Raw genomic sequence first — 18,929 nt, 5'->3', positions numbered from 1 at the left:
CTTAAACATTTTCACATGGGCGATGAGTTTTATAAATGGGATGTCGTGACAGGGCTTGCCCCACCATAATCATTAATAACTTGCCATGTAATATCATGACCGATAGCCCCTACGGGTATTAAGTATTGTGCTGTTCCTTTCGGTGGCACAACAATATTTGTCGTCGTTACTGGTTTGTTCCCAACATTCAAGGAAAAGAATGTTATAAAATATGGAGTTGGGTTCGTAACGGTTAACTCATTGCCTGCCTGATGGAACATAATTTTCTTATAATCATCCATCTCTGGCGATTCTATCCCCTCGGGGCGATAAATAAGTTTAATTCGTGTTTTTACAGAAATCTGCAATACATTTTTAGTTTCTTTTGATGATGCAGGGATTGATTTAACATTAACCCAATATAATGACTCACGATCTTGTGGCAAAGATGGAGAGGTGAGAATGATTCGCACCATATTTTCTTTACCAGCATCCAACCGAAATACTGGTGGTGTAATAACAAAAGGTGGTTTCACTGGATTCTTGACAGTGCCTTCCGGTCCATCATTATCTGCCCAGGTCTGGATAAGGTAGGGAGAAGTGGAATCTTTATTTTTAATTCCTAATGAAGTTTCTCGTTTATGACCATCGTATACGACGCGCGTGCCGCTAACCAACACGCCAGCCATAGCACAATTGCAGCAAAGAGTTATTATCAATAAACTCACTGTTTTTAAGACATTCACTCGTCTCATTTTTTACTTCCCTGAAACAGTATTATCATACAGCTCATTATTAGCTAATATCTCTTCGTTACTGATTATAAAGTAACGAAGAGTAAACAATTTTAAGCTTTAAATTTATGGTGAGTTGAATACTCAAGTTTACTGATAATTAATAGTAAACTCACTGGTGCCGTCTGCGGTACCTGCACCTACTGTTGCAGCAGTGGCAACATAGCGACCAATAAATTCAAGAGAAGCAGAGCCATCTGCCGCAACGTTATATTTCGGCGATGATGTATGCAAATCGATAGGGACTCCATTCGAGTCAGAAATCTCAATACCAACTTTCGTTGCCGTCATCCCGGAATCAAGTTTTAATAATTTCGTATTGTCTGAATCATTTATGCCATCAAATTTAAAAGCAATCTGTTTGACCGTTGCTGGACAGTCAGTGACATTAATTGTAAATTTTGTAGGCGTGGATTTATCCCCTGCGGCAGAAAATGATGCGGCAGCAATATCGCCAAGTATCACTGTCTGATTTTTTGAGTTAGTATCTACAGTACAGGCTTCATTGATAATATTACCTTTAAAATGAATTGTACCATCAGAAGCGAGAACTACGTTACCGAAGCTAACAACTCCCCCAATAAGAAGAATTGGCAATAATATTTTTTTCATTTTTACCTCAAATTAAATCAATACCTATAATTTATAAATATGTTTTAATCATCAATATATTTTCAGGATGATTATGTCACATATTATATTATTAATTACCGGTTATTCGTTATATACAAAGATGAGCAATGTATATTATTTGCGCATTAAAAATCTTAACTGATTCCCGATAATAAAGAAACACACAAAGTAATATTTCTTTATATAAATGAGATAAGTAAGTCCAAAAATGGATCAGCTAAACGTTTTATGCTTCCATCGTTAAATGGAAATTACAATCACATGCTTTGTGTTACATAACAAACAAAAACATTACAGCTCTATTCAAAATAAAAAATATAACTGATTGATTGATAATTAAATAATATATATTATTAATATGTTGAAATACAAATCACTATAGCTGTCGGAATATTATTTACGAATCAAATAATTCACCCAATCACATAAGTGGAATAACAATTTCGCAGAGTTTATTTTTGATATCAATTCTATTACTTCGAAGTAGCAAAAATCTGCAATCGTTAACAGATTAACTATTTCTGTAAAATTAAAGAGGACTTAGCCCAGTAAGGGAAATTTACTCGTTGAACTATCAATAACTGATTAAAGGGTCAAAATGACACCCTGAAATTTATCCCTCACCCTGTACGAAACATGAAAACTTTAGAATGTTTAAGTAATAATCGAGCACTAAGTAGAACGGCTTAACCAGTTATGCAAGCAGTTAGCGGATTGGCCGGGAGCATTCTTCCATGATCTTATCTGCAGTCGATTCACGGTACGTTTCATGCTGTGACGCATGATGAAGTTCGTGAGGCGCTGACCTGCGGCGACGGCGCCTTTATTCGTGATGAAGCTAACATTACGCTCGTTGCCGATACGCCATTGCGTGCTTTGCTGATAGATTTGCCGGTATAGCCCGGTGAATGGAGTGGCATATGAGTAAGAAAGTGAAAAAGCAGGTTTCGGCAATCAAATCCGAAGCTGCACAGACGCCTCCCGCACCTTGTGCTTTTGGCTTCGAGGAGATGTTGACTGAGCTGGAAGCGATTGTATCCGATGCAGAAGTTCGGCTGGCCGAAGAAGACGAAGCCGCCTGAGGGCCTGTTGCCGGATGGCGGCTGACGCCTTATCCGGCCTACAGACTATAAACATATTTTACCGTAGGCCCGATAAGCCTGCGCCATCGGGCATTTCAGGTCTTGCCGGATGGCGGCTGACGCCTTATCCGGCCTACAGGCTATAAACATATTTTACCGTAAGCCCGATAAGCGCCATCGGGCACTCGGACGTCCCGTTAATGTGCTTTGCGGGACATGATCTCGATAATCTGTTTGTCCGTTTGCTGCATGGAATGACACGCCAGCGCGCACAGATTCGCAATCGAGTGTTCCACATCGTTCGCGACAATCCCTTCATTGCCCGTCACCGCGGTGTCGTCCAGCGCCATCAGCACCGCCTTCCATGCCGCCGAAGCACTGGTTGAGACTTTCATTGCACAACTGTTTGATGCGCCATCGCAAATCATTCCGCTTACATCGCCGATCATGCTACTGATCGCCATCGAAATGGTCCTGTAGCGCCCGTCCACCAGCCATGCCATTCCAGCTGCTGCCCCCATTGCCGCGGTTGTCGCCGCACACAACGCCGACAGACGCGGAAGCTGATGATGGATATAGATAGCGCTCAGATGAGAAAGCATCAGCGCACGGGCCAGTTTCTCGTCATCGGTGCCAAAATGTTCCGCCACCACCATCACCGGCACCGTGGCGGTGATCCCCTGATTGCCCGACCCCGAATTACTCATGGCGGGCAGCGTTGCGCCCCCCATGCGCGCATCCGATGCCGCGCTGGTACGAATGAGGATCGCCGTCGAGAGATCGTCGGCCAGCAGCCCACGCGCGCACTGCTTCTCCAGCGTTGCGCCGATATGCAACCCCCAGGTTCCCCGTAACCCCTCCTGAGACAACGCGCCGTTAAGCCGCGCCGCGTCGAGGATGAAACGAATATCCTCAAACGCCACGGTGTTCACAAACGTGAGGATCTCTTCCAGGGAGGTCTCTGAGAGCACAGCCAGCGGTGATGCCTGCTCTTCTCCGCTCTCATTGACCTCGCGGGAAAACGTAACGCCGGCCTGTGTTTCGATACGCACGATATGAGTATGCCCCCCCACAATGGTGACGCACGCCCAGCCATCCTTGCTGTAAACCTTCGCCCGGGAAAAGAGGATATCGTCGCAGGGTTGCTGCAACATCACCGAGACTTTCTCCGCTTTCAGCATCGCTTTCGCCTCAGCAATCGCCTGCGCGGAAGCATCTTTCAGCACTTCCAGTCCGGCGCTGGGATTTCCCCCCAGCGCGCCCAGCGCGGCGGCGATAGGCAGCCCGACCATACCCGTTCCCGGTACCGTCACGCCCAGTCCGTTTTTCATCAGATTGGGTGACACCCAGGCGTCGATTCGTTCCACCGCACCCTTCAGTTCGGAGGCTGCCACGGCGGCAGCCAGCGCCAGGGAAATCGGCTCCGTACAGCCTAAAGCGGGTTTCACCTCCTCCTGTACTGCGCAGATGAAACGCTGCCACAACGGATTTTTTATAGTCTCAGACATAACAACAACCTTCAGGATAAATCAGGAAAAAGCCAGGAACGGAGAGACGCACAGCAGCAAACCGGTGACGATAATCAGATACAGCGATGCCCCTTTGTATTTGTGCAGTGCAGGAACTTTGTAGACCAGCCAGGCCGGGATAAGACATCCCACCATGCCGAATATTGGGCTACAGATGGACGTAAAACTCAGTACCGGCGCGTTGAGCACAATGGCGCTCCAGGCCAGTAAGATGGCAAACAGCATGATGCCGCGCTGCACCAATGTTTCATTGATCTTCTCGGCAGGCATTTTACGGCGCAGGATATTCATCACGATCCCCTGGGTCGCTTCGCGAAAACCTAAGTAGACCCCGAAAAACGCCGTCATTACCGCAAAAATATTGAGGATCACACTGACCACTTTCACCCAACCGGCACCCGCGCCGCTAATAAACTGAGCGGCGATCGCCAGAGCGGAGATATTCTGCTCGTAAGCTTTAACCGCTTCATCGTGCCCCATCGCCAGCGTAAAGGAGACGGCATAAAAGAAAACGGTAACGAACAGAATGCCGAAAGCGATATTCATGGCGCGTAGCGCTTTGTGACGCGCGACTTCAATGGATTTCTCGCGTGAGCGATAAGAGATCACCATCGGACTCAGGGTCTGGATAAACAGGATCGAGGTCAGGGTAAACGGCAGCGTGATAATCGCGTTTTTCACCAGCAGCGCCATCGGCGGCAGTGCGCCAATATTGTGCAGATGCCACATGCCAACCATCGATACACCCAGCGCCGCCACCACCAGCAGTTTAGTCAGCACCATACCGGTTGAAATTTTGAATAACAGTTTCTCACCGCGCGACGAGATAGCGACAAGGATGCAGATCAGCACCAGACCATAAAACGGGCTGTCAGACAACAATCCCTCGGTCACGCCAAACGTATGCAAATAAGAGGCGCTGTCGTTGGTGATAGCGGTGGAGTAGACGAACATCCAGATAACGAGCATCACGAAGTACAGCGCGCCTAACAGGATGCCCCAGTTTTTCCCCAGATACCCGCTGATAACGCTGGGATAATCTTTGCATTCCGGGGATTCTGCCAGCGTGTTGATAAACAGTCGTTGAAACAGATACATCGCGGGATAACCGATAATTGAGGAGAGCAAAAAGACCCACAACCCCATCAAACCAACCTGAACCGGGAGAAAAACAATCCCCGCGCCAATTGCCATCCCGATACTCATGATCACCCAGCCGGTGTCAGTACTGTCAAATTTAATCGCTTCCCGCCACTCACTCTCTGTCATGCCGGCGCGCCGCGCCGGGGCGCTGGCGTCAAGAATGACACTACTGTTCGTTGCCGTTTCCATAAAATTCTCGCTTAGTCTGTAGAGTACATTTTTTTATTTTTGTCGTGCCGCATCAGGGCGATACGCGGTACGGGATAAGCAGGCGAGTTGTTAGAATGGGAAAAAGCATACGCCCAGGCGCAGAGAAAAACTTCACAAATAATCCCTTATATTTTTGCTGTGTTAATAAAAATTTTCTCTTTAAATATTAAATAATGGTTTTATTTTCTTAATTTGAAGGAGATCACAACAAAAAAGCACACCGAAGTGTGCTTTTAGATGGCTGACAATGGAGGAAATGCCCGATGGCGCAAGCTTATCGGGCCTACGGAATCCAGGCCTGGTGCGCCGATGATAAAGCATGGTTGTAGGCCGGATAAGGCGACAGCCGCCATCCGGCAAGCTTTCTGGCGCTCGCTAACTGCACACCACTTTGATTGCCAGGCCGCCGCGCGAGGTTTCCCGGTATTTTGCGTTCATGTCCTTACCGGTTTCATACATGGTATCGATCACCTTATCCAGCGAAACGCGGGGTTCAGACGTACGGCGCATAGCCATTCGCGCGGCATTGACCGCTTTAACCGCGTTGATCGCGTTACGTTCAATACACGGGATCTGTACCTGTCCTGCCACCGGATCGCACGTTAAGCCGAGGTTATGTTCCATGGCTATTTCCGCCGCAATACAAACCTGCACCGGACTGCCGCCCAACAATTCGGTCAACCCTGCCGCTGCCATTGAACAGGCGACGCCAATTTCCCCCTGACAGCCCACTTCGGCCCCGGAAATTGACGCATTCATTTTGTACAGTGCCCCAATCGCCCCGGCCGCCAGCAGATAGCGGGCAATCGAATTGGCATTCACTGGACGCCGGAATTTATCGTAATAGGCCAGCACCGCCGGAATAATGCCGCATGCGCCGTTGGTTGGCGCCGTCACCACACGCCCGCCCGCGGCATTCTCTTCACTGACGGCGAGGGCAAACATGTTAATCCAGTCGATCACATTCATTGGGTCGCTGGAAAGACTGTCGCTGGAGACCAGCAAACGGCGCAACGCCACCGCGCGACGCGGCACATTCAGTGGGCCAGGCAAAACACCTTCGGTGTTCATACCGCGTTCAATACCCGCGAGCATCACGTCCCAGATACGGGCAAAACCGGCATCAATGTCCGCTTTACTGCGCAGCGCCAGTTCGTTTTGCATCATCAACCCGGAGATTGAGAGTCCGTTGCGCTCACACAGTTTCAGCAGTTCGCTGGCGGAATGAAAATCATACGGGACAGGAGTTTCTACGTCGTGTACCTGACCAAAGTGTTCTTCGTCGACGATAAACCCGCCGCCAATGGAGTAGTAGATTTTACTCAGAATCGGCGTCTGGTTTTCCCAGGCAGTGATCCGCATTCCGTTTTCGTGGCGCGCCAGGGTTTCTTCATGAAAAACAATGCTGTCAGCCACGGGGAAATCAACGACGTGTGTGCCTCCGGCAACTGGCAGACGCGCGGTGCGGGTGACGTCTTCAATAAACGCCGGGATAGCGTCAATGTTGACATTCTGTGGGCTATTTCCGGCCAGCCCCATGATGATAGCAGTATCGGTCACATGGCCTTTTCCGGTCAGCGACAGCGAACCATACAGATCAACCGTCAACCGCGTCGCGCGCGTCAAATTGCCGTTACTTATCAGTTGATCGATAAAACATTTTCCTGCATTCATCGGCCCCACGGTGTGGGAACTGGAAGGGCCAATGCCTGGTTTAAATATATCGAATGCGCTAATCATATTGATACCCTCGGACTGCCGTTGTATGGAGGCCAGGTTTTCACACGCATGATGAATCGGGGCGATCTGCTGACCGCCCCGCTAACGTTACATCGCCTGGGTGAACGTACGTGAAATCACGTCCTGCTGCTGCTCGCGGGTAAGCGCGTTAAAGCGCACAGCGTAACCGGAAACACGGATCGTCAGGTTCGGGTAGTTTTCCGGATGCTCAATCGCATCCAGCAACATCTCCCGGTTCATCACGTTGACGTTGAGGTGCTGCCCGCCTTCCACATGCGCTTCATGGTGGAAATAACCGTCCAGCAACCCGACCAGGTTGGTTTTCCGCACCGGATCCTCTTTGCCCAGCGCTGCAGGCACAATCGAGAAGGTGTACGAAATCCCGTCTTTCGCATAGGTGAACGGCAGCTTCGCCACGGAGGTCAGCGAGGCAACGGCACCTTTGCGGTCACGGCCATGCATCGGGTTAGCACCCGGCGCGAATGGTGTTCCGGCGCGGCGTCCGTCCGGCGTGTTCCCGGTTTTCTGCCCATACACCACGTTGGAGGTGATGGTCAGAATCGACTGCGTCGGCACCGCGTTGCGGTAGGTCGGCAGCACTTTAATTTTCTTCATAAAGCGCTCAACCAGATCGCAGGCAATGCTGTCCACACGCTCATCGTTGTTTCCGTACTGCGGGTATTCCCCCTCAATGACGAAATCAACCGCCAGCCCGTTATGGTCGCGCACGGGTTTCACCTTCGCGTATTTAATGGCAGAGAGAGAATCCGCCGCCACCGACAGTCCGGCGATACCGCACGCCATCGTGCGATAGACGTCGCGATCGTGCAGCGCCATCAGCGAGGCTTCATAGCTGTACTTGTCGTGCATATAGTGGATGATATTCAGCGCACTGATGTACTGCACCGCCAGCCAGTCCATAAAGTGATCCAGACTGTCCATCACGGTGTTGTAATCCAGCACCTCATCCATCAGCGGCGCGGCTTTCGGCCCCACCTGAATTTTCAGCTTCTCGTCCACCCCACCGTTGATCGCATACAGCAAGGTTTTGGCGAGGTTGGCGCGGGCACCGAAGAACTGCATCTGCTTGCCGATCACCATCGGGCTTACGCAGCAGGCAATCGCGTAGTCGTCACTGTTAAAATCGCTGCGCATCAGATCGTCGTTTTCATATTGCAGCGACGAGGTGACGATGGAGACCTGAGCGGCATACTTTTTGAAGGCAATCGGCAGCGCTTCAGACCACAACACGGTCAGGTTTGGTTCAGGCGCCGGCCCCATGGTGTGCAGGGTATGCAAATAACGGAAACTGTTTTTCGTCACCAGCGTACGGCCATCCAGCCCCATCCCGCCGATCACTTCAGTCGCCCAGATCGGATCGCCGGAGAATAATGTGTCGAATTCCGGCGTACGCAGGAAGCGCACCATCCGGATCTTCATGATGAAGTGGTCGATCAGTTCCTGCGCCTGTTGCTCGGTCAGGATCCCGGCGTTCAAGTCACGCTCAATGTAGATATCGAGGAATGTCGCGGTGCGGCCCAGCGACATCGCGCCGCCGTTTTGTGACTTCACCGCTGCCAGATAAGCGAAGTAGACCCACTGTACTGCCTCCTGCGCGTTACGCGCCGGACGAGAAATATCACAGCCATATTTCGCCGCCATCTCCTGCATTTGCAGCAGCGCGCGACGGTGTTCAGCCAACTCTTCGCGCAGGCGAATCGTGGCTTCCAGATTCTGCCCCCATTCCAGATTCGACTGGAGATCGGCAAACTGCAGTTCACGCTCACGAACCAGATAGCGGATGCCATACAGCGCCACGCGGCGGTAATCGCCGATTATGCGTCCACGTCCATAACCGTCCGGTAAACCGGTCAATACGCCGGATTTCCGGCAGCGCAGCATATCCGGGGAATAGGCGTCAAATACCCCCTGATTGTGGGTTTTACGCAGTTCAGTGAACAGATATTCAAAGTTCGGATCCATTTCACGACCATAAGCGTCGAACGAGCTTTTGATCATATTGATGCCGCCAAATGGATGCAGCGCGCGCTTCAGCGGTTTATCCGTTTGCAGACCGACAATTTTTTCCAGTTGCTGATCAATGTAACCCGCGTCATGTGCGGTAATGGTAGTGGCGATGTTGGTATCAAAATCCACCGGCGCATGGGTCGCGTTTTCGATACGAATACCCGCCATCACCTTTTCCCATAATGCGGTGGTCGCAGGCGTCGCCTCAGCGAGGAAAGATTCATCCCCTTCATAAGGCGTGTAGTTGTGCTGAATAAAATCACGGACATTAATTTCATCTTTCCAGTCCGTACCTTTAAAGCCAAGCCAGGCTTCGGCATACAGCATATCGCTGGTATCGATATCTACCTTCATGAAAAATAATCTCTCTACAGAACAACGAATAAATTATGCGTATTCCACAGGCGCGTTAATTCGCCCTAACAGAATCGCATCGAGCGCAATCATTTTTTCTTCATTTGTCGGGATCACGGCGCAAATAACCCTGGCGTCATGGGTGGAAATAATGCGTTCGCCATGAGAATTCGACAGGTTATTTCGCTCACTATCGATATTCACCCCCAACACAGCCAGATGCTCAATCACCAGACGACGAATTAAGACTGAGTTTTCGCCAATGCCTCCGGTGAAAATAATGCCGTCCAGACGGTGTAACGAGGCGGCATGCCCGGCGATATGGCGGGCAATCCGGTGAACAAAGGTTTTAATCGCCAGTTGTGCGCGTTCATGCCCCTCATGCCAGGCTTTTTCCAGCACCCGTAGATCCGATGACAGGCCAGAAATACCCAGCAGGCCAGACTCTTTGTTCACGACCCGTTCCAGATCACCCAGGCTCTGGTTGGTTTCACTGGCCACCCACGCCATTGCGCCGAAATCGACGTCGCCACTGCGCGTGCCCATCATCAGACCTTCCAGCGGCGTCATTCCCATGGACGTGTCCACGCTTTGCCCATTGCGGACCGCGCAAATTGACGCGCCGTTACCGAGATGGGCAATCACCAGACCGGAATCCTGTTCCGACAACGCAAGTAACTCATGGGCGCGTTGAGAAACGTAACGGTGCGACGTTCCGTGGAAACCGTAGCGCCGAACGCCCAACTCCTCGAAATACTTCCACGGCAGACCATACAGATACGCCTCTGGCGCCATGGTCTGGTGGAAGCTGGTATCAAAGACCGCCACCTGCATCACCCCCGGAAACAGATGCTGTGCAGACTCAATGCCGCTCAGGTTGGCATAATTATGTAATGGGGCCAGCGGTGAAACCCGGCGGATATTGTCAATCACCTCGTCAGTAATAATCGCTGACGCGGTAAAGATATTTCCGCCGTGGGCGATACGGTGACCAATTAAGGCCACGCTGTCGTTTAAATTGCGTTTTTCCAGTTCAAATGCTATCGCCTTTAATGCGCCTTCGTAGCTGTGGTGAGCCAGCGGTGCTGGCTCGCCTCCATTTACCGATAAGAACGCATTTTCCGAATTAATACCGTCTGCAATTCCCGCCATTAATACATCGCAGTTATTTGCATCCAGCACTGAAAACTTAATTGAAGACGATCCACAATTAATCACCAGAACTACCGGAAACTCATTCATTTCACTACTCCGCTCATCCTGAGCTTAAGGATTAAAACAGTTTGTATACGATGTTCAGGATGGTCAGCAGACCGATCACGGTGACAAACACGTTATCCAGACGCCCACGGTATTTCGCCAGTGATGGCGCTTTACGAATGGCGTACATTGGCAGCAGGCACAGCAGCGAGGCAATAATTGGCGCGCCCATCGCTTCAATCAGATCCAGAATGTTCGGGTTGGCGTAGGCAACAATCCAGGTAGAGCCCATGATGAAAATCATGCTGATGGTGTTGAGCTTACCCATCGAGACTTTGGTTTTATCGCCTTTATAACCAAACTTCAGCACCAGACCGTTCAGCCCTTCCAGCGTCCCCAGATAGTGACCAAAGAACGACTTAAAGATGGCGACCAGCGCGATGATAGACGCGCCATATTCCAGAATGATAGCGAAGGTCGATTTGGTGCCCGACAGAGAGGCAAAGTGGTTCGCCAGATAAGAGAGCACCGGAATGTTCTGCGCTTTCGCATCCGCCATGTTTGCCGGAGAGAGCGTGAACAGGCAGCTAAAGGCAAAGAACATCACCACAGCCACCATCAGCATGCTGGCGCGAGAGATAATCTGGGAGCATTTCTGCTCAGTGAAGTCACGACCATAATCTTTCTCATACTCTTCACGTTTAGAAACCACGAACGAAGAGACGATAGGTGAGAAGTTAAATGAGAACACCATGATGGAAATACCCAGCCACACCGTAACCAGAATGCCATCGTGACCGGTGAGCGCGATATTACTGAGATCAACCTGATCAATGACCGCAGAGTTCCAGTAAGGGATCAGCGACAGAGAGATCAGCACCAGGCTTGCTATGAACGGCCACACCAGGTAGCTCATCACTTTAACCATCAGGTCTTTACCAAACCAGATAACGAATGCCATCAGCAACAGCAGGAACAGCGCGACAAAACCGCGGTTCAGTGCCGGCATCTGCAACTGGTTTTCCCAGAAGGTCATGAAAGTGTTGGTAATGGTAACGCCATAAATCCACAACAGCGGACAAATCGCGAAAAAGTAGAGGAACGTGATCACCACGCCACCCGTTTTACCAAAGTGCTCTTCGACCGTTTCTGTGATGTTGCCCGACGGATTTGACCCGGACAGACACAGGCGCGCCAGCGCGCGGTGGCAATAAAAGGCGATAGGGTACGCCAGTACCAGCATCAGAAGAATGGGGATCAAACCGCCAAATCCCGCGCGGATGGGGAAGAACAGCACCCCGGCGCCGATGGCAGTACCAAATAAACCCAGTGTCCAGGTGGTGTCCGATTTACGCCAGGACGACTGTTTTGTCTGGCTGGATACAATGCTATCAGTAGTACTCATATCCTATCCTCAACGAAAAGATTAATAGCCGGATTACGCGTCAGCTAAACCCGTAATTTGCGATACACGAGAAAGATCGATATTGCCGCCAGAAATAATGCTGACCGTTTTTCTGTTCTGAATATAGCTATCTAATTTCCCGCTTAATAAAGCAGCACATGCCAGCGCACCAGCACCTTCAGTCACAACTTTATTGCGCTGAATTAACGCAATCATGCTGTCGCGAATTTCGTCTTCGCTCACCAGGACAATGTCATCCACTAATTCACGAACGATTTCGTATGTTAATTTACCCGGGCGGGAAACATCACAACCATCCGCCAGGGTGCCGGTCGTTCGGTGCGTGGTTATTTCTCCTGCCTGATAAGACGCCGCCATACCGTGAACGTTTTCAGACTGTACGCCAATGACTTTAATCGTCGGGTTAATTGATTTGATGGCAATGGCGATACCGGCAATTAAACCGCCGCCACCGATAGGGACAATGACATTATCGACATCATAAAGGTCTTCCATAATTTCCAGACCGATGGTGCCCTGACCGGCAATGACTTTCGGATCATCATATGGCGGAATAAAAATACGCCCTTCGGTTTCAACGATTTCGCTGACCTTAGCGATAGTGTCGTTGAAGTTGTCTCCATGCAGCACGACTTCCGCTGAGTAGTCGCAGGTTGCGGCCACTTTCGACTTCGGCGCGCCTTTTGGCATCACCACTTTGCCATCAATGCCAAGCATGGCGCAGGAAAGTGAAACCCCTTGCGCGTGGTTACCCGCAGAACAGGCCACGACGCCTTTACGTTTTTCCGCATCCGTCAGCGAGCTGAGTTTGTTAAACGCGCCACGAATTTTAAATGAACCGGTACGCTGCATATTTTCAAACTTAAGGAATATTTCCCCTTTGCAACGCTCACTAAAATAGTTTGAGCGAGGCATACCCGTTTTATATATTTTCCCCGCCAGTCTTTTTTTTGCTTCGAGGATATCATCAATGGCAACCGGGAGATCGTAAGTAATGTGCATTGTAACCTCTTACCTGGATAGTAAAGTAATAGATAGCCGTTACCAGCGCCTGATAATAAGCGCGATGGCATTTATATTGGATTAAATAAAATTTAATCAGCTAGTTGATTTCAATTAATTGCTTTCGCCTGCAACCCTTATAGGATGAATACTCTTTGGCTAATTCAACCAAAATAGATGCTGCCTTTTTAATACGATAATTTTTTGACCATATCGCGGCATAACGTGCAATGGGTAGCGATTCTTCCACTGAGAGAGTAATAAACTGGTTTGACCCAAAGGGCGCGGTCATGTCACACGGAATGACGGTCAGAAAATTAGCATTGAGAACAAGATTATAAATGGTGACAACGGAGTCGGTTTTAACAATGTTTTCAATGCTAATGCCGTTTCTTTGCAGGGTGGTGAGAAGTTCGCTGTAGTAGCCCATATTGGTTTGTGGCAACACCCACTGTTCGTTTTGTAACGATTCCAGCGAGGTGGTGCCGGTGCATGTTCGGGACTTATTCGCCACCAGAACAAACTCTGATTCAAACAGCGGCTCAACGTGAAGATCCTGCAACTTCATTTCATCGCTGAGTGTGCCGATAGCAAAGTCCAGGCGTCCGTCACGAATCGCTGGCAAAAATGAGGAGAGTTGCGCCTCATACATAGAAACCTGCGATTTCGGGTAAACCTCTTTGAACTTCTGAATCATGTCGGACATAAAGGTAAAACCAATCAGCGAAGGAAACCCGAATGAGACATCCACCACCGCGTTGTCGGTCATGCTGTTCATCTCATTCACCATGTTTTTCATCTCGCGGGTGATGGATTCAGACCAGGAGAGTAAAACCTGCCCGGCATGGGTTAAGGTGACACCGGTATTTTTTCGCACCACCAACTCAACGCCGAAATAACCTTCAATATCGTTAATGATTTTACTGACTGCTGGTTGAGTTAACCCTAATTCTTTTGCAGCAGAACCGATAGAACCGCTTCTGATCACTTCCTGAAAGACCACCAATTGCTGTGTTTTAGGGAGAGTAAACGTATTCATATTGACCTGCGTTAATAAATTTGTTGACGGCGTGGAGTGTAACAAAATACGTAGAGAAGGATATGTGCGACCACTCACAAATTGCCTGACCCTATATTTTAAGAGGTTATTTTCAAATGAATAAATCCTTACATATCAATTCATTAAATAAATACAATGTAACATTAGCCTGATTTTTGTCAAAAAAAGAGGGGGGGATAACCATATTTTATGGCGATAACACGCCATATTTTTTCGTTAATTTAACAAAAGAGGAATGGTGATATTTCAAGCAATTATCGTGCAATTAACGGTCAAAATAGCCATTAAATTTTAAATGTAATTTATCAAATATAATGATATTTAAATCATAAGCCTGGTTAAATAATGGCATATGTCACGTTTTTTAGCCTTATATGTTTATAAATAAACATTGAATTTATCAAAAGTTAAATATAAACACACAAACAATTATCATTAACAACAATATATTAACACAGGATCATGCGTGTTTTACAGTGCGTAATTTTGTGAAGTCGATCGATTTGCTTTCATTTATTTTGGCATTAATGTACATGGCAGCGTTTTGTGTTGCGTGTCACATAACGAGAAATTCCTTATTTCCGGGTAAGATAAAAACCATGCCGGATGGCGATGCTTACGCATCTTATCCGGCCTGGAAAATCGTCGTACTCGTTGACTTGATACTCGTAGGCCTGATAAGCGCAGCGCCATCAGGCAATTTATTCAGCCCCTGCAAAAGCAAAAACCCGCCGGAGCGGGTTTCTGTACAAAGTGGTGAAGCTGACCGGTAAGCCGCTTTCTTTTGGGTATAGCGTCGTGGACAGTCACTTCCCTTACTGCCCCTGCAAAAGCAAAAACCCGCCGGAGCGGGTTTCTACGTAAAGTGGTGAAGCTGACCGATAAGCCGGGTTCTGTCGTGGACAGTCATTCATCTAGGCCAGCAATCGCTCACTGGCTCAAGCAGCCTACCCGGGTTCAGTACGGGCCGTACCTTATGAACCCCTATTTGGCCTTGCTCCGGGTGGAGTTTACCGTGCCACGGACTGTTACCAGCCGCGCGGTGCGCTCTTACCGCACCCTTTCACCCTTACCTGATCCCACTTGCGTGGGCCATCGGCGGTTTGCTCTCTGTTGCACTGGTCGTGGGTTTCCCCCCCAGGCGTTACCTGGCACCCTGCCCTATGGAGCCCGGACTTTCCTCCCCTCCGCCCGTCTCCCCCGAAAGGGACGACGACGAAGCGGCGACTGTCTGGTCAGCTTCGGCGCGAAGTATAGAGGGTTTGCACGCCCTTGTCACCCCGCACTGCGCATTCCCACCGCCAGCGTTGCCGCAATGTTTCGCGATGCCCGGTAAATGTTGTCAAACGCGCCGCGAAACGCGTCCTCCAGTGTGCCAATGCTGGTTAACACGCTGAATACCGCATCGATACCGTAATGATGTACTACGCCGACATCGCGCGTCAGGCTGCCCGCAATCCCAATCACCGGTTTGTGATATTTCTTCGCCACCTGCGCCACACCCACCGGCACTTTGCCGTGAATGCTCTGGCTATCGATACGTCCTTCCCCGGTGACCACCAGCGTACAGTCGTGAATATGCTCTTCCAGGTTAAGCGCCTGCGTGACGATCTCAATACCGCTCTTCAGCTCTGCATTGAGAAATGCCATCAGCGCCGCCCCCATTCCGCCAGCCGCGCCTGCACCGGGCACGTTTCTCACATCAACACCCAGCGATTTTTTAATGATGTCGGCGTAGTGCGCCAGATTGCGATCGAGTTCCAGGATCTGCGCCTCTGTCGCCCCTTTTTGCGGACCAAAGATCCGCGACGCCCCCTGTTCACCCACCAGCGGATTAGTCACGTCACATGCGACACGAATTGAACAGTTTTTTAAGCGCGGATCCAGGCCCGAGATGTCGATGTTGTTGAGACTGTTCAGGCTGCCGCCGCCGTACCCCATCCCGGTGCCATTGGCATCACATAGCTTCGCGCCCAGAGCCTGCACCATGCCAGCACCGCCGTCATTGGTGGCGCTACCGCCAATGCCGATAATTATATTGCTCGCGCCGCCGTCCAGCGCCTGCAGGATAAGCTCTCCAGTGCCACGCGATGTGGTAATCAGCGGATTGCGTTTTTCGGGAGGAACCCGCGCCAGGCCGCTGGCCGCCGCCATTTCAATAAATGCCGTCTTCCCATCTCCCGACATGCCCCAACAGGCATTCACTTTTTCGCCCAGCGGTCCGGTCACCCATGCGGAATGTTCAGCTCCCTGTGTGGCGGCAATCATGGCCTCAACCGTCCCCTCACCGCCATCGGCGACCGGTACGGAAACATAGTGCGCATCGGGGAAAATTTCCCGAAAGCCTTTTTCTATCGCCTGAGCTACCTCAGCGGCTGAAAGGCTTTCTTTATAAGAGTCTGGGGCGATTACGATTTTCATAGTGGTAGCCTGTTACTGCACATCGCCGGATGGCGTTTCACTTATCCGGTCAGGGATCCAGGCCCGGATCGCAACGCGCCATCCGGGCACAACGTCATTAGCGAGTGACTTCCACTTTCGCCAGTTTTTCGTAGTAGCACGCCAGTGCGCTGTGATCGGCCGTTCCCAGACCATCCGCACGCAGCGCCTGCATCATCTCCATGACCGCCGCAGTCAGGGGGAGCTGCGCGCCAACACCGTGAGACGTATCCAGCGCGTTCGCCAGATCTTTAATATGCAGGTCGATACGGAAACCCGGCTTGAAATTACGATCCATCACCATCGGCGCTTTCGCATCCAGTACAGTGCTTCCCGCCAGACCGCCGCGAATAGCCTGGTAAACCAGATCCGGGTTGACGCCCGCTTTGGTTGCCAGGGTCAATGCTTCCGACATCGCCGCAATGTTCAACGCTACAATCACCTGGTTTGCCAGCTTAGTGACGTTACCCGCGCCGATGTCACCGGTATGCACGACAGAACCGGCCATCGCTTTCAGCAAATCGTAATACTTATCGAAAATCGCTTTTTCACCGCCCACCATCACCGACAGCGTACCGTCGATCGCTTTCGGCTCACCGCCGCTGACAGGCGCGTCCAACATATCGATGCCCCTGGCTTTCAGCGCGTCGCTGATCTCACGGCTCGCCAGCGGCGCAATGGAGCTCATGTCAATCAGCACAGTGCCCGGCTTCGCCCCTTCAATAATGCCGCCTTCGCCCAGGGCCACGTCTTTCACGTGCGGCGAGTTCGGCAACATAGTGATAATCACATCGCACTGTTCGGCAATCGCTTTTGGGGTTGAGGCGGTTTCTGCGCCTGCCGCAATAATTTCAGCGATCGCGTCAGGGTTACGGTCAGAAACCACCAACGAGTAACCTGCCTTAAGGAGGTTTTTACTCATTGGTTTACCCATGATCCCCAGGCCAATAAAACCAACTTTCATCGTCATATCCATTATCTCTCTTGTTTCGGTGGTGGTTATTTCTTAAAGGAATCGGCCAGTTTCTGTGTGGCGGAACGGAACACGCCCAGATCGCTGCCAACCGCAACAAACGTTGCGCCCCATTCCAGATAACGACGCGCATCGGCGTCGACAGGGGCAAGAATGCCGCACGGTTTGCCATGGGCTTTCGCGCGGGCAAAAATGTGCTGAATGGCTTTCTGAACCTCAGGATGAGAGGCGTTTCCAAGGTGACCTAATGCCGCCGCCAGATCGCTCGGGCCGACGAAAATGCCGTCTACCCCCTCCGTCGCGGCAATGGCGTCGACGTTATCGACCCCCTGCTGGCTCTCGATCTGAACCAGAATGGTGATGTTCTTGTTGGACTGGGCGAAATAGTCCGGCACGGTGCCAAACATGTTGGCGCGATGCGAGACAGATACTCCCCGGATCCCTTCAGGTGGATATCGCGTTGACGCGACAGCGTTCACTGCCTCTTCTTCCGTTTCAACAAACGGGATAAGGAAGTTGTAAAAACCAATATCCAGCAGACGCTTGATAATCACCGGCTCATTGGTTGGTACGCGTACCACCGGCGCGCTGGCGCTGCCTTTCAGCGCCATCAACTGCGGAATAAAGGTGGAGACATCGTTGGGCGCGTGTTCACCATCCAGCACCAGCCAGTCGAAACCTGCCAGTCCTAAGACTTCAGTGCTTATAGGGCTTGCCAAAGCGGACCAGCAGCCAATCTGGACCTGATGCGCAGCCAGCGCCGCCTTGAATTTGTTCGGGAAGATGTCGTTATTCATTACTTTTACCTTGTCTCTTAACCGTTAATTTTTCAGCCGTTCCCAACGTTTACTGTCACCGCATTTCCGTTGCTGCACATTGTCCGGTCTGCGTCGTGAGTGGTCATAACAATAAACGTCAACAACTGCATTCAATAACAGGGTTGCTTTCCTTTATCTATTCTTCATCCGTATTCAGAAAACAATATATTTCATTCAGGATCGCAAACAGCTATTTTGTTATTTATTAACATCCGCTCATTAATATAAAGGCTTGCGTATCTCGTGACTCAGTATAATCAGATAGCCTTCATTAGGCATTGTGCAAATGCTCATTAAAAATAATTAATTTGAATATTATTTTGAGCATGTGCATACAACGCTGGGCGCTAATGCACAGATTTACGCTTTAGATCCCCTGCTGGTGGGCCATTCACCATGACGAGAGATCTTGATCACATTCTTAGTTTTAAACTCCTGACATTCTTATTTCACCGCAGGGAATCATTATTTAAATAATACGATTCGTCGAAGCTTAATATATTCACACCATCCCGGCAG

Annotated in this window: 14 protein-coding genes, 1 other RNA gene and 1 pseudogene; 2 read left to right on the top strand and 14 right to left on the bottom strand. The window is 50.2% G+C overall.

Annotated features, from left to right (window positions below; genetic code table 11):
• Positions 1-29 precede the first annotated feature (29 nt).
• Both WB371_RS00815 and WB371_RS00810 read right to left on the bottom strand, forming a co-directional pair.
• Positions 30-734: a molecular chaperone gene (locus WB371_RS00815; protein WP_336218234.1), complete on the bottom strand. Its 705-nt coding sequence runs from the start codon at positions 732-734 to the stop codon at positions 30-32.
• Between the two features lie 129 nt (positions 735-863).
• Complete coding sequence (locus WB371_RS00810) at positions 864-1,385, bottom strand: fimbrial protein (RefSeq protein ID WP_336218233.1); 522 nt, start codon at positions 1,383-1,385, stop codon at positions 864-866.
• 759 nt (positions 1,386-2,144) lie between these two features.
• Here WB371_RS00810 and WB371_RS00805 point away from each other — a divergent pair.
• Together WB371_RS00805 and WB371_RS00800 are read left to right on the top strand one after the other, a co-directional pair.
• A pseudogene (locus tag WB371_RS00805) lies at positions 2,145-2,306 on the top strand (pirin family protein); the annotation flags it as partial.
• Between the two features lie 20 nt (positions 2,307-2,326).
• Complete coding sequence (locus tag WB371_RS00800) at positions 2,327-2,488, top strand: hypothetical protein (protein WP_336218232.1); 162 nt, start codon at positions 2,327-2,329, stop codon at positions 2,486-2,488.
• A 197-nt stretch (positions 2,489-2,685) separates the two neighbouring features.
• On the opposite strand, the gene WB371_RS00795 is transcribed toward WB371_RS00800, so the two are convergent.
• From WB371_RS00795 to garL, 12 genes are all read right to left on the bottom strand, one after another.
• Complete coding sequence (locus tag WB371_RS00795; RefSeq protein ID WP_336218231.1) at positions 2,686-3,996, bottom strand: serine dehydratase subunit alpha family protein; 1,311 nt, start codon at positions 3,994-3,996, stop codon at positions 2,686-2,688.
• 21 nt (positions 3,997-4,017) lie between these two features.
• Positions 4,018-5,349 (bottom strand): hypothetical protein, encoded by a 1,332-nt coding sequence (locus tag WB371_RS00790; RefSeq protein ID WP_336218230.1) that lies wholly within the window; start codon positions 5,347-5,349, stop codon positions 4,018-4,020.
• A gap of 396 nt (positions 5,350-5,745) precedes the next feature.
• Positions 5,746-7,110, bottom strand: a complete 1,365-nt coding sequence (gene tdcG, locus WB371_RS00785; RefSeq protein WP_336218229.1) for an L-serine ammonia-lyase — start codon at positions 7,108-7,110, stop codon at positions 5,746-5,748.
• Between the two features lie 87 nt (positions 7,111-7,197).
• Positions 7,198-9,492, bottom strand: a complete 2,295-nt coding sequence (gene pflB, locus WB371_RS00780; protein WP_336218228.1) for a formate C-acetyltransferase — start codon at positions 9,490-9,492, stop codon at positions 7,198-7,200.
• A 33-nt stretch (positions 9,493-9,525) separates the two neighbouring features.
• Positions 9,526-10,734: a propionate kinase gene (gene tdcD / locus WB371_RS00775; RefSeq protein WP_336218227.1), complete on the bottom strand. Its 1,209-nt coding sequence runs from the start codon at positions 10,732-10,734 to the stop codon at positions 9,526-9,528.
• A gap of 31 nt (positions 10,735-10,765) precedes the next feature.
• Positions 10,766-12,097 (bottom strand): threonine/serine transporter TdcC, encoded by a 1,332-nt coding sequence (tdcC, locus tag WB371_RS00770; RefSeq protein ID WP_336218226.1) that lies wholly within the window; start codon positions 12,095-12,097, stop codon positions 10,766-10,768.
• A gap of 33 nt (positions 12,098-12,130) precedes the next feature.
• Positions 12,131-13,120, bottom strand: coding sequence for a bifunctional threonine ammonia-lyase/L-serine ammonia-lyase TdcB (gene tdcB, locus WB371_RS00765; RefSeq protein ID WP_336218225.1), 990 nt, complete (start codon positions 13,118-13,120; stop codon positions 12,131-12,133).
• 100 nt (positions 13,121-13,220) lie between these two features.
• Entirely contained in the window at positions 13,221-14,159 is a 939-nt protein-coding gene (gene tdcA, locus WB371_RS00760; RefSeq protein WP_336218224.1) for a transcriptional regulator TdcA, read from the bottom strand.
• An 887-nt stretch (positions 14,160-15,046) separates the two neighbouring features.
• Positions 15,047-15,423, bottom strand: an RNA gene (gene rnpB, locus WB371_RS00755) — RNase P RNA component class A.
• Between the two features lie 32 nt (positions 15,424-15,455).
• The gene (garK, locus tag WB371_RS00750) at positions 15,456-16,601 is read right to left on the bottom strand and encodes a glycerate 2-kinase (RefSeq protein ID WP_336218223.1); all 1,146 of its coding nucleotides are present in this window, start codon (positions 16,599-16,601) and stop codon (positions 15,456-15,458) included.
• A 97-nt stretch (positions 16,602-16,698) separates the two neighbouring features.
• Positions 16,699-17,589, bottom strand: a complete 891-nt coding sequence (gene garR / locus WB371_RS00745) for a 2-hydroxy-3-oxopropionate reductase (protein ID WP_336218222.1) — start codon at positions 17,587-17,589, stop codon at positions 16,699-16,701.
• 29 nt (positions 17,590-17,618) lie between these two features.
• Entirely contained in the window at positions 17,619-18,389 is a 771-nt protein-coding gene (garL, locus tag WB371_RS00740; protein ID WP_336218221.1) for a 2-dehydro-3-deoxyglucarate aldolase, read from the bottom strand.
• Between the last annotated feature and the right edge of the window lie 540 nt (positions 18,390-18,929).

This window comes from Citrobacter amalonaticus, from assembly GCF_037053465.1.
Taxonomy (GTDB): domain Bacteria; phylum Pseudomonadota; class Gammaproteobacteria; order Enterobacterales; family Enterobacteriaceae; genus Citrobacter_A; species Citrobacter_A amalonaticus_H.
Note: the sequence above shows the minus strand (reverse complement) of the source record. Positions and strands in the feature narration are given on the sequence as shown.

Bases quoted from the DNA above. Each gene is read 5' to 3' on its own strand.
- WB371_RS00815 (WP_336218234.1), bottom strand. From the start codon at position 734: ATGAGACGAGTGAATGTCTTAAAAACAGTGAGTTTATTGATAATAACT.
- WB371_RS00810 (WP_336218233.1), bottom strand. From the start codon at position 1,385: ATGAAAAAAATATTATTGCCAATTCTTCTTATTGGGGGAGTTGTTAGC.
- WB371_RS00800 (WP_336218232.1), top strand. From the start codon at position 2,327: ATGAGTAAGAAAGTGAAAAAGCAGGTTTCGGCAATCAAATCCGAAGCT.
- WB371_RS00795 (WP_336218231.1), bottom strand. From the start codon at position 3,996: ATGTCTGAGACTATAAAAAATCCGTTGTGGCAGCGTTTCATCTGCGCA.
- WB371_RS00790 (WP_336218230.1), bottom strand. From the start codon at position 5,349: ATGGAAACGGCAACGAACAGTAGTGTCATTCTTGACGCCAGCGCCCCG.
- tdcG (WP_336218229.1), bottom strand. From the start codon at position 7,110: ATGATTAGCGCATTCGATATATTTAAACCAGGCATTGGCCCTTCCAGT.
- pflB (WP_336218228.1), bottom strand. From the start codon at position 9,492: ATGAAGGTAGATATCGATACCAGCGATATGCTGTATGCCGAAGCCTGG.
- tdcD (WP_336218227.1), bottom strand. From the start codon at position 10,734: ATGAATGAGTTTCCGGTAGTTCTGGTGATTAATTGTGGATCGTCTTCA.
- tdcC (WP_336218226.1), bottom strand. From the start codon at position 12,097: ATGAGTACTACTGATAGCATTGTATCCAGCCAGACAAAACAGTCGTCC.
- tdcB (WP_336218225.1), bottom strand. From the start codon at position 13,120: ATGCACATTACTTACGATCTCCCGGTTGCCATTGATGATATCCTCGAA.
- tdcA (WP_336218224.1), bottom strand. From the start codon at position 14,159: ATGAATACGTTTACTCTCCCTAAAACACAGCAATTGGTGGTCTTTCAG.
- garK (WP_336218223.1), bottom strand. From the start codon at position 16,601: ATGAAAATCGTAATCGCCCCAGACTCTTATAAAGAAAGCCTTTCAGCC.
- garR (WP_336218222.1), bottom strand. From the start codon at position 17,589: ATGACGATGAAAGTTGGTTTTATTGGCCTGGGGATCATGGGTAAACCA.
- garL (WP_336218221.1), bottom strand. From the start codon at position 18,389: ATGAATAACGACATCTTCCCGAACAAATTCAAGGCGGCGCTGGCTGCG.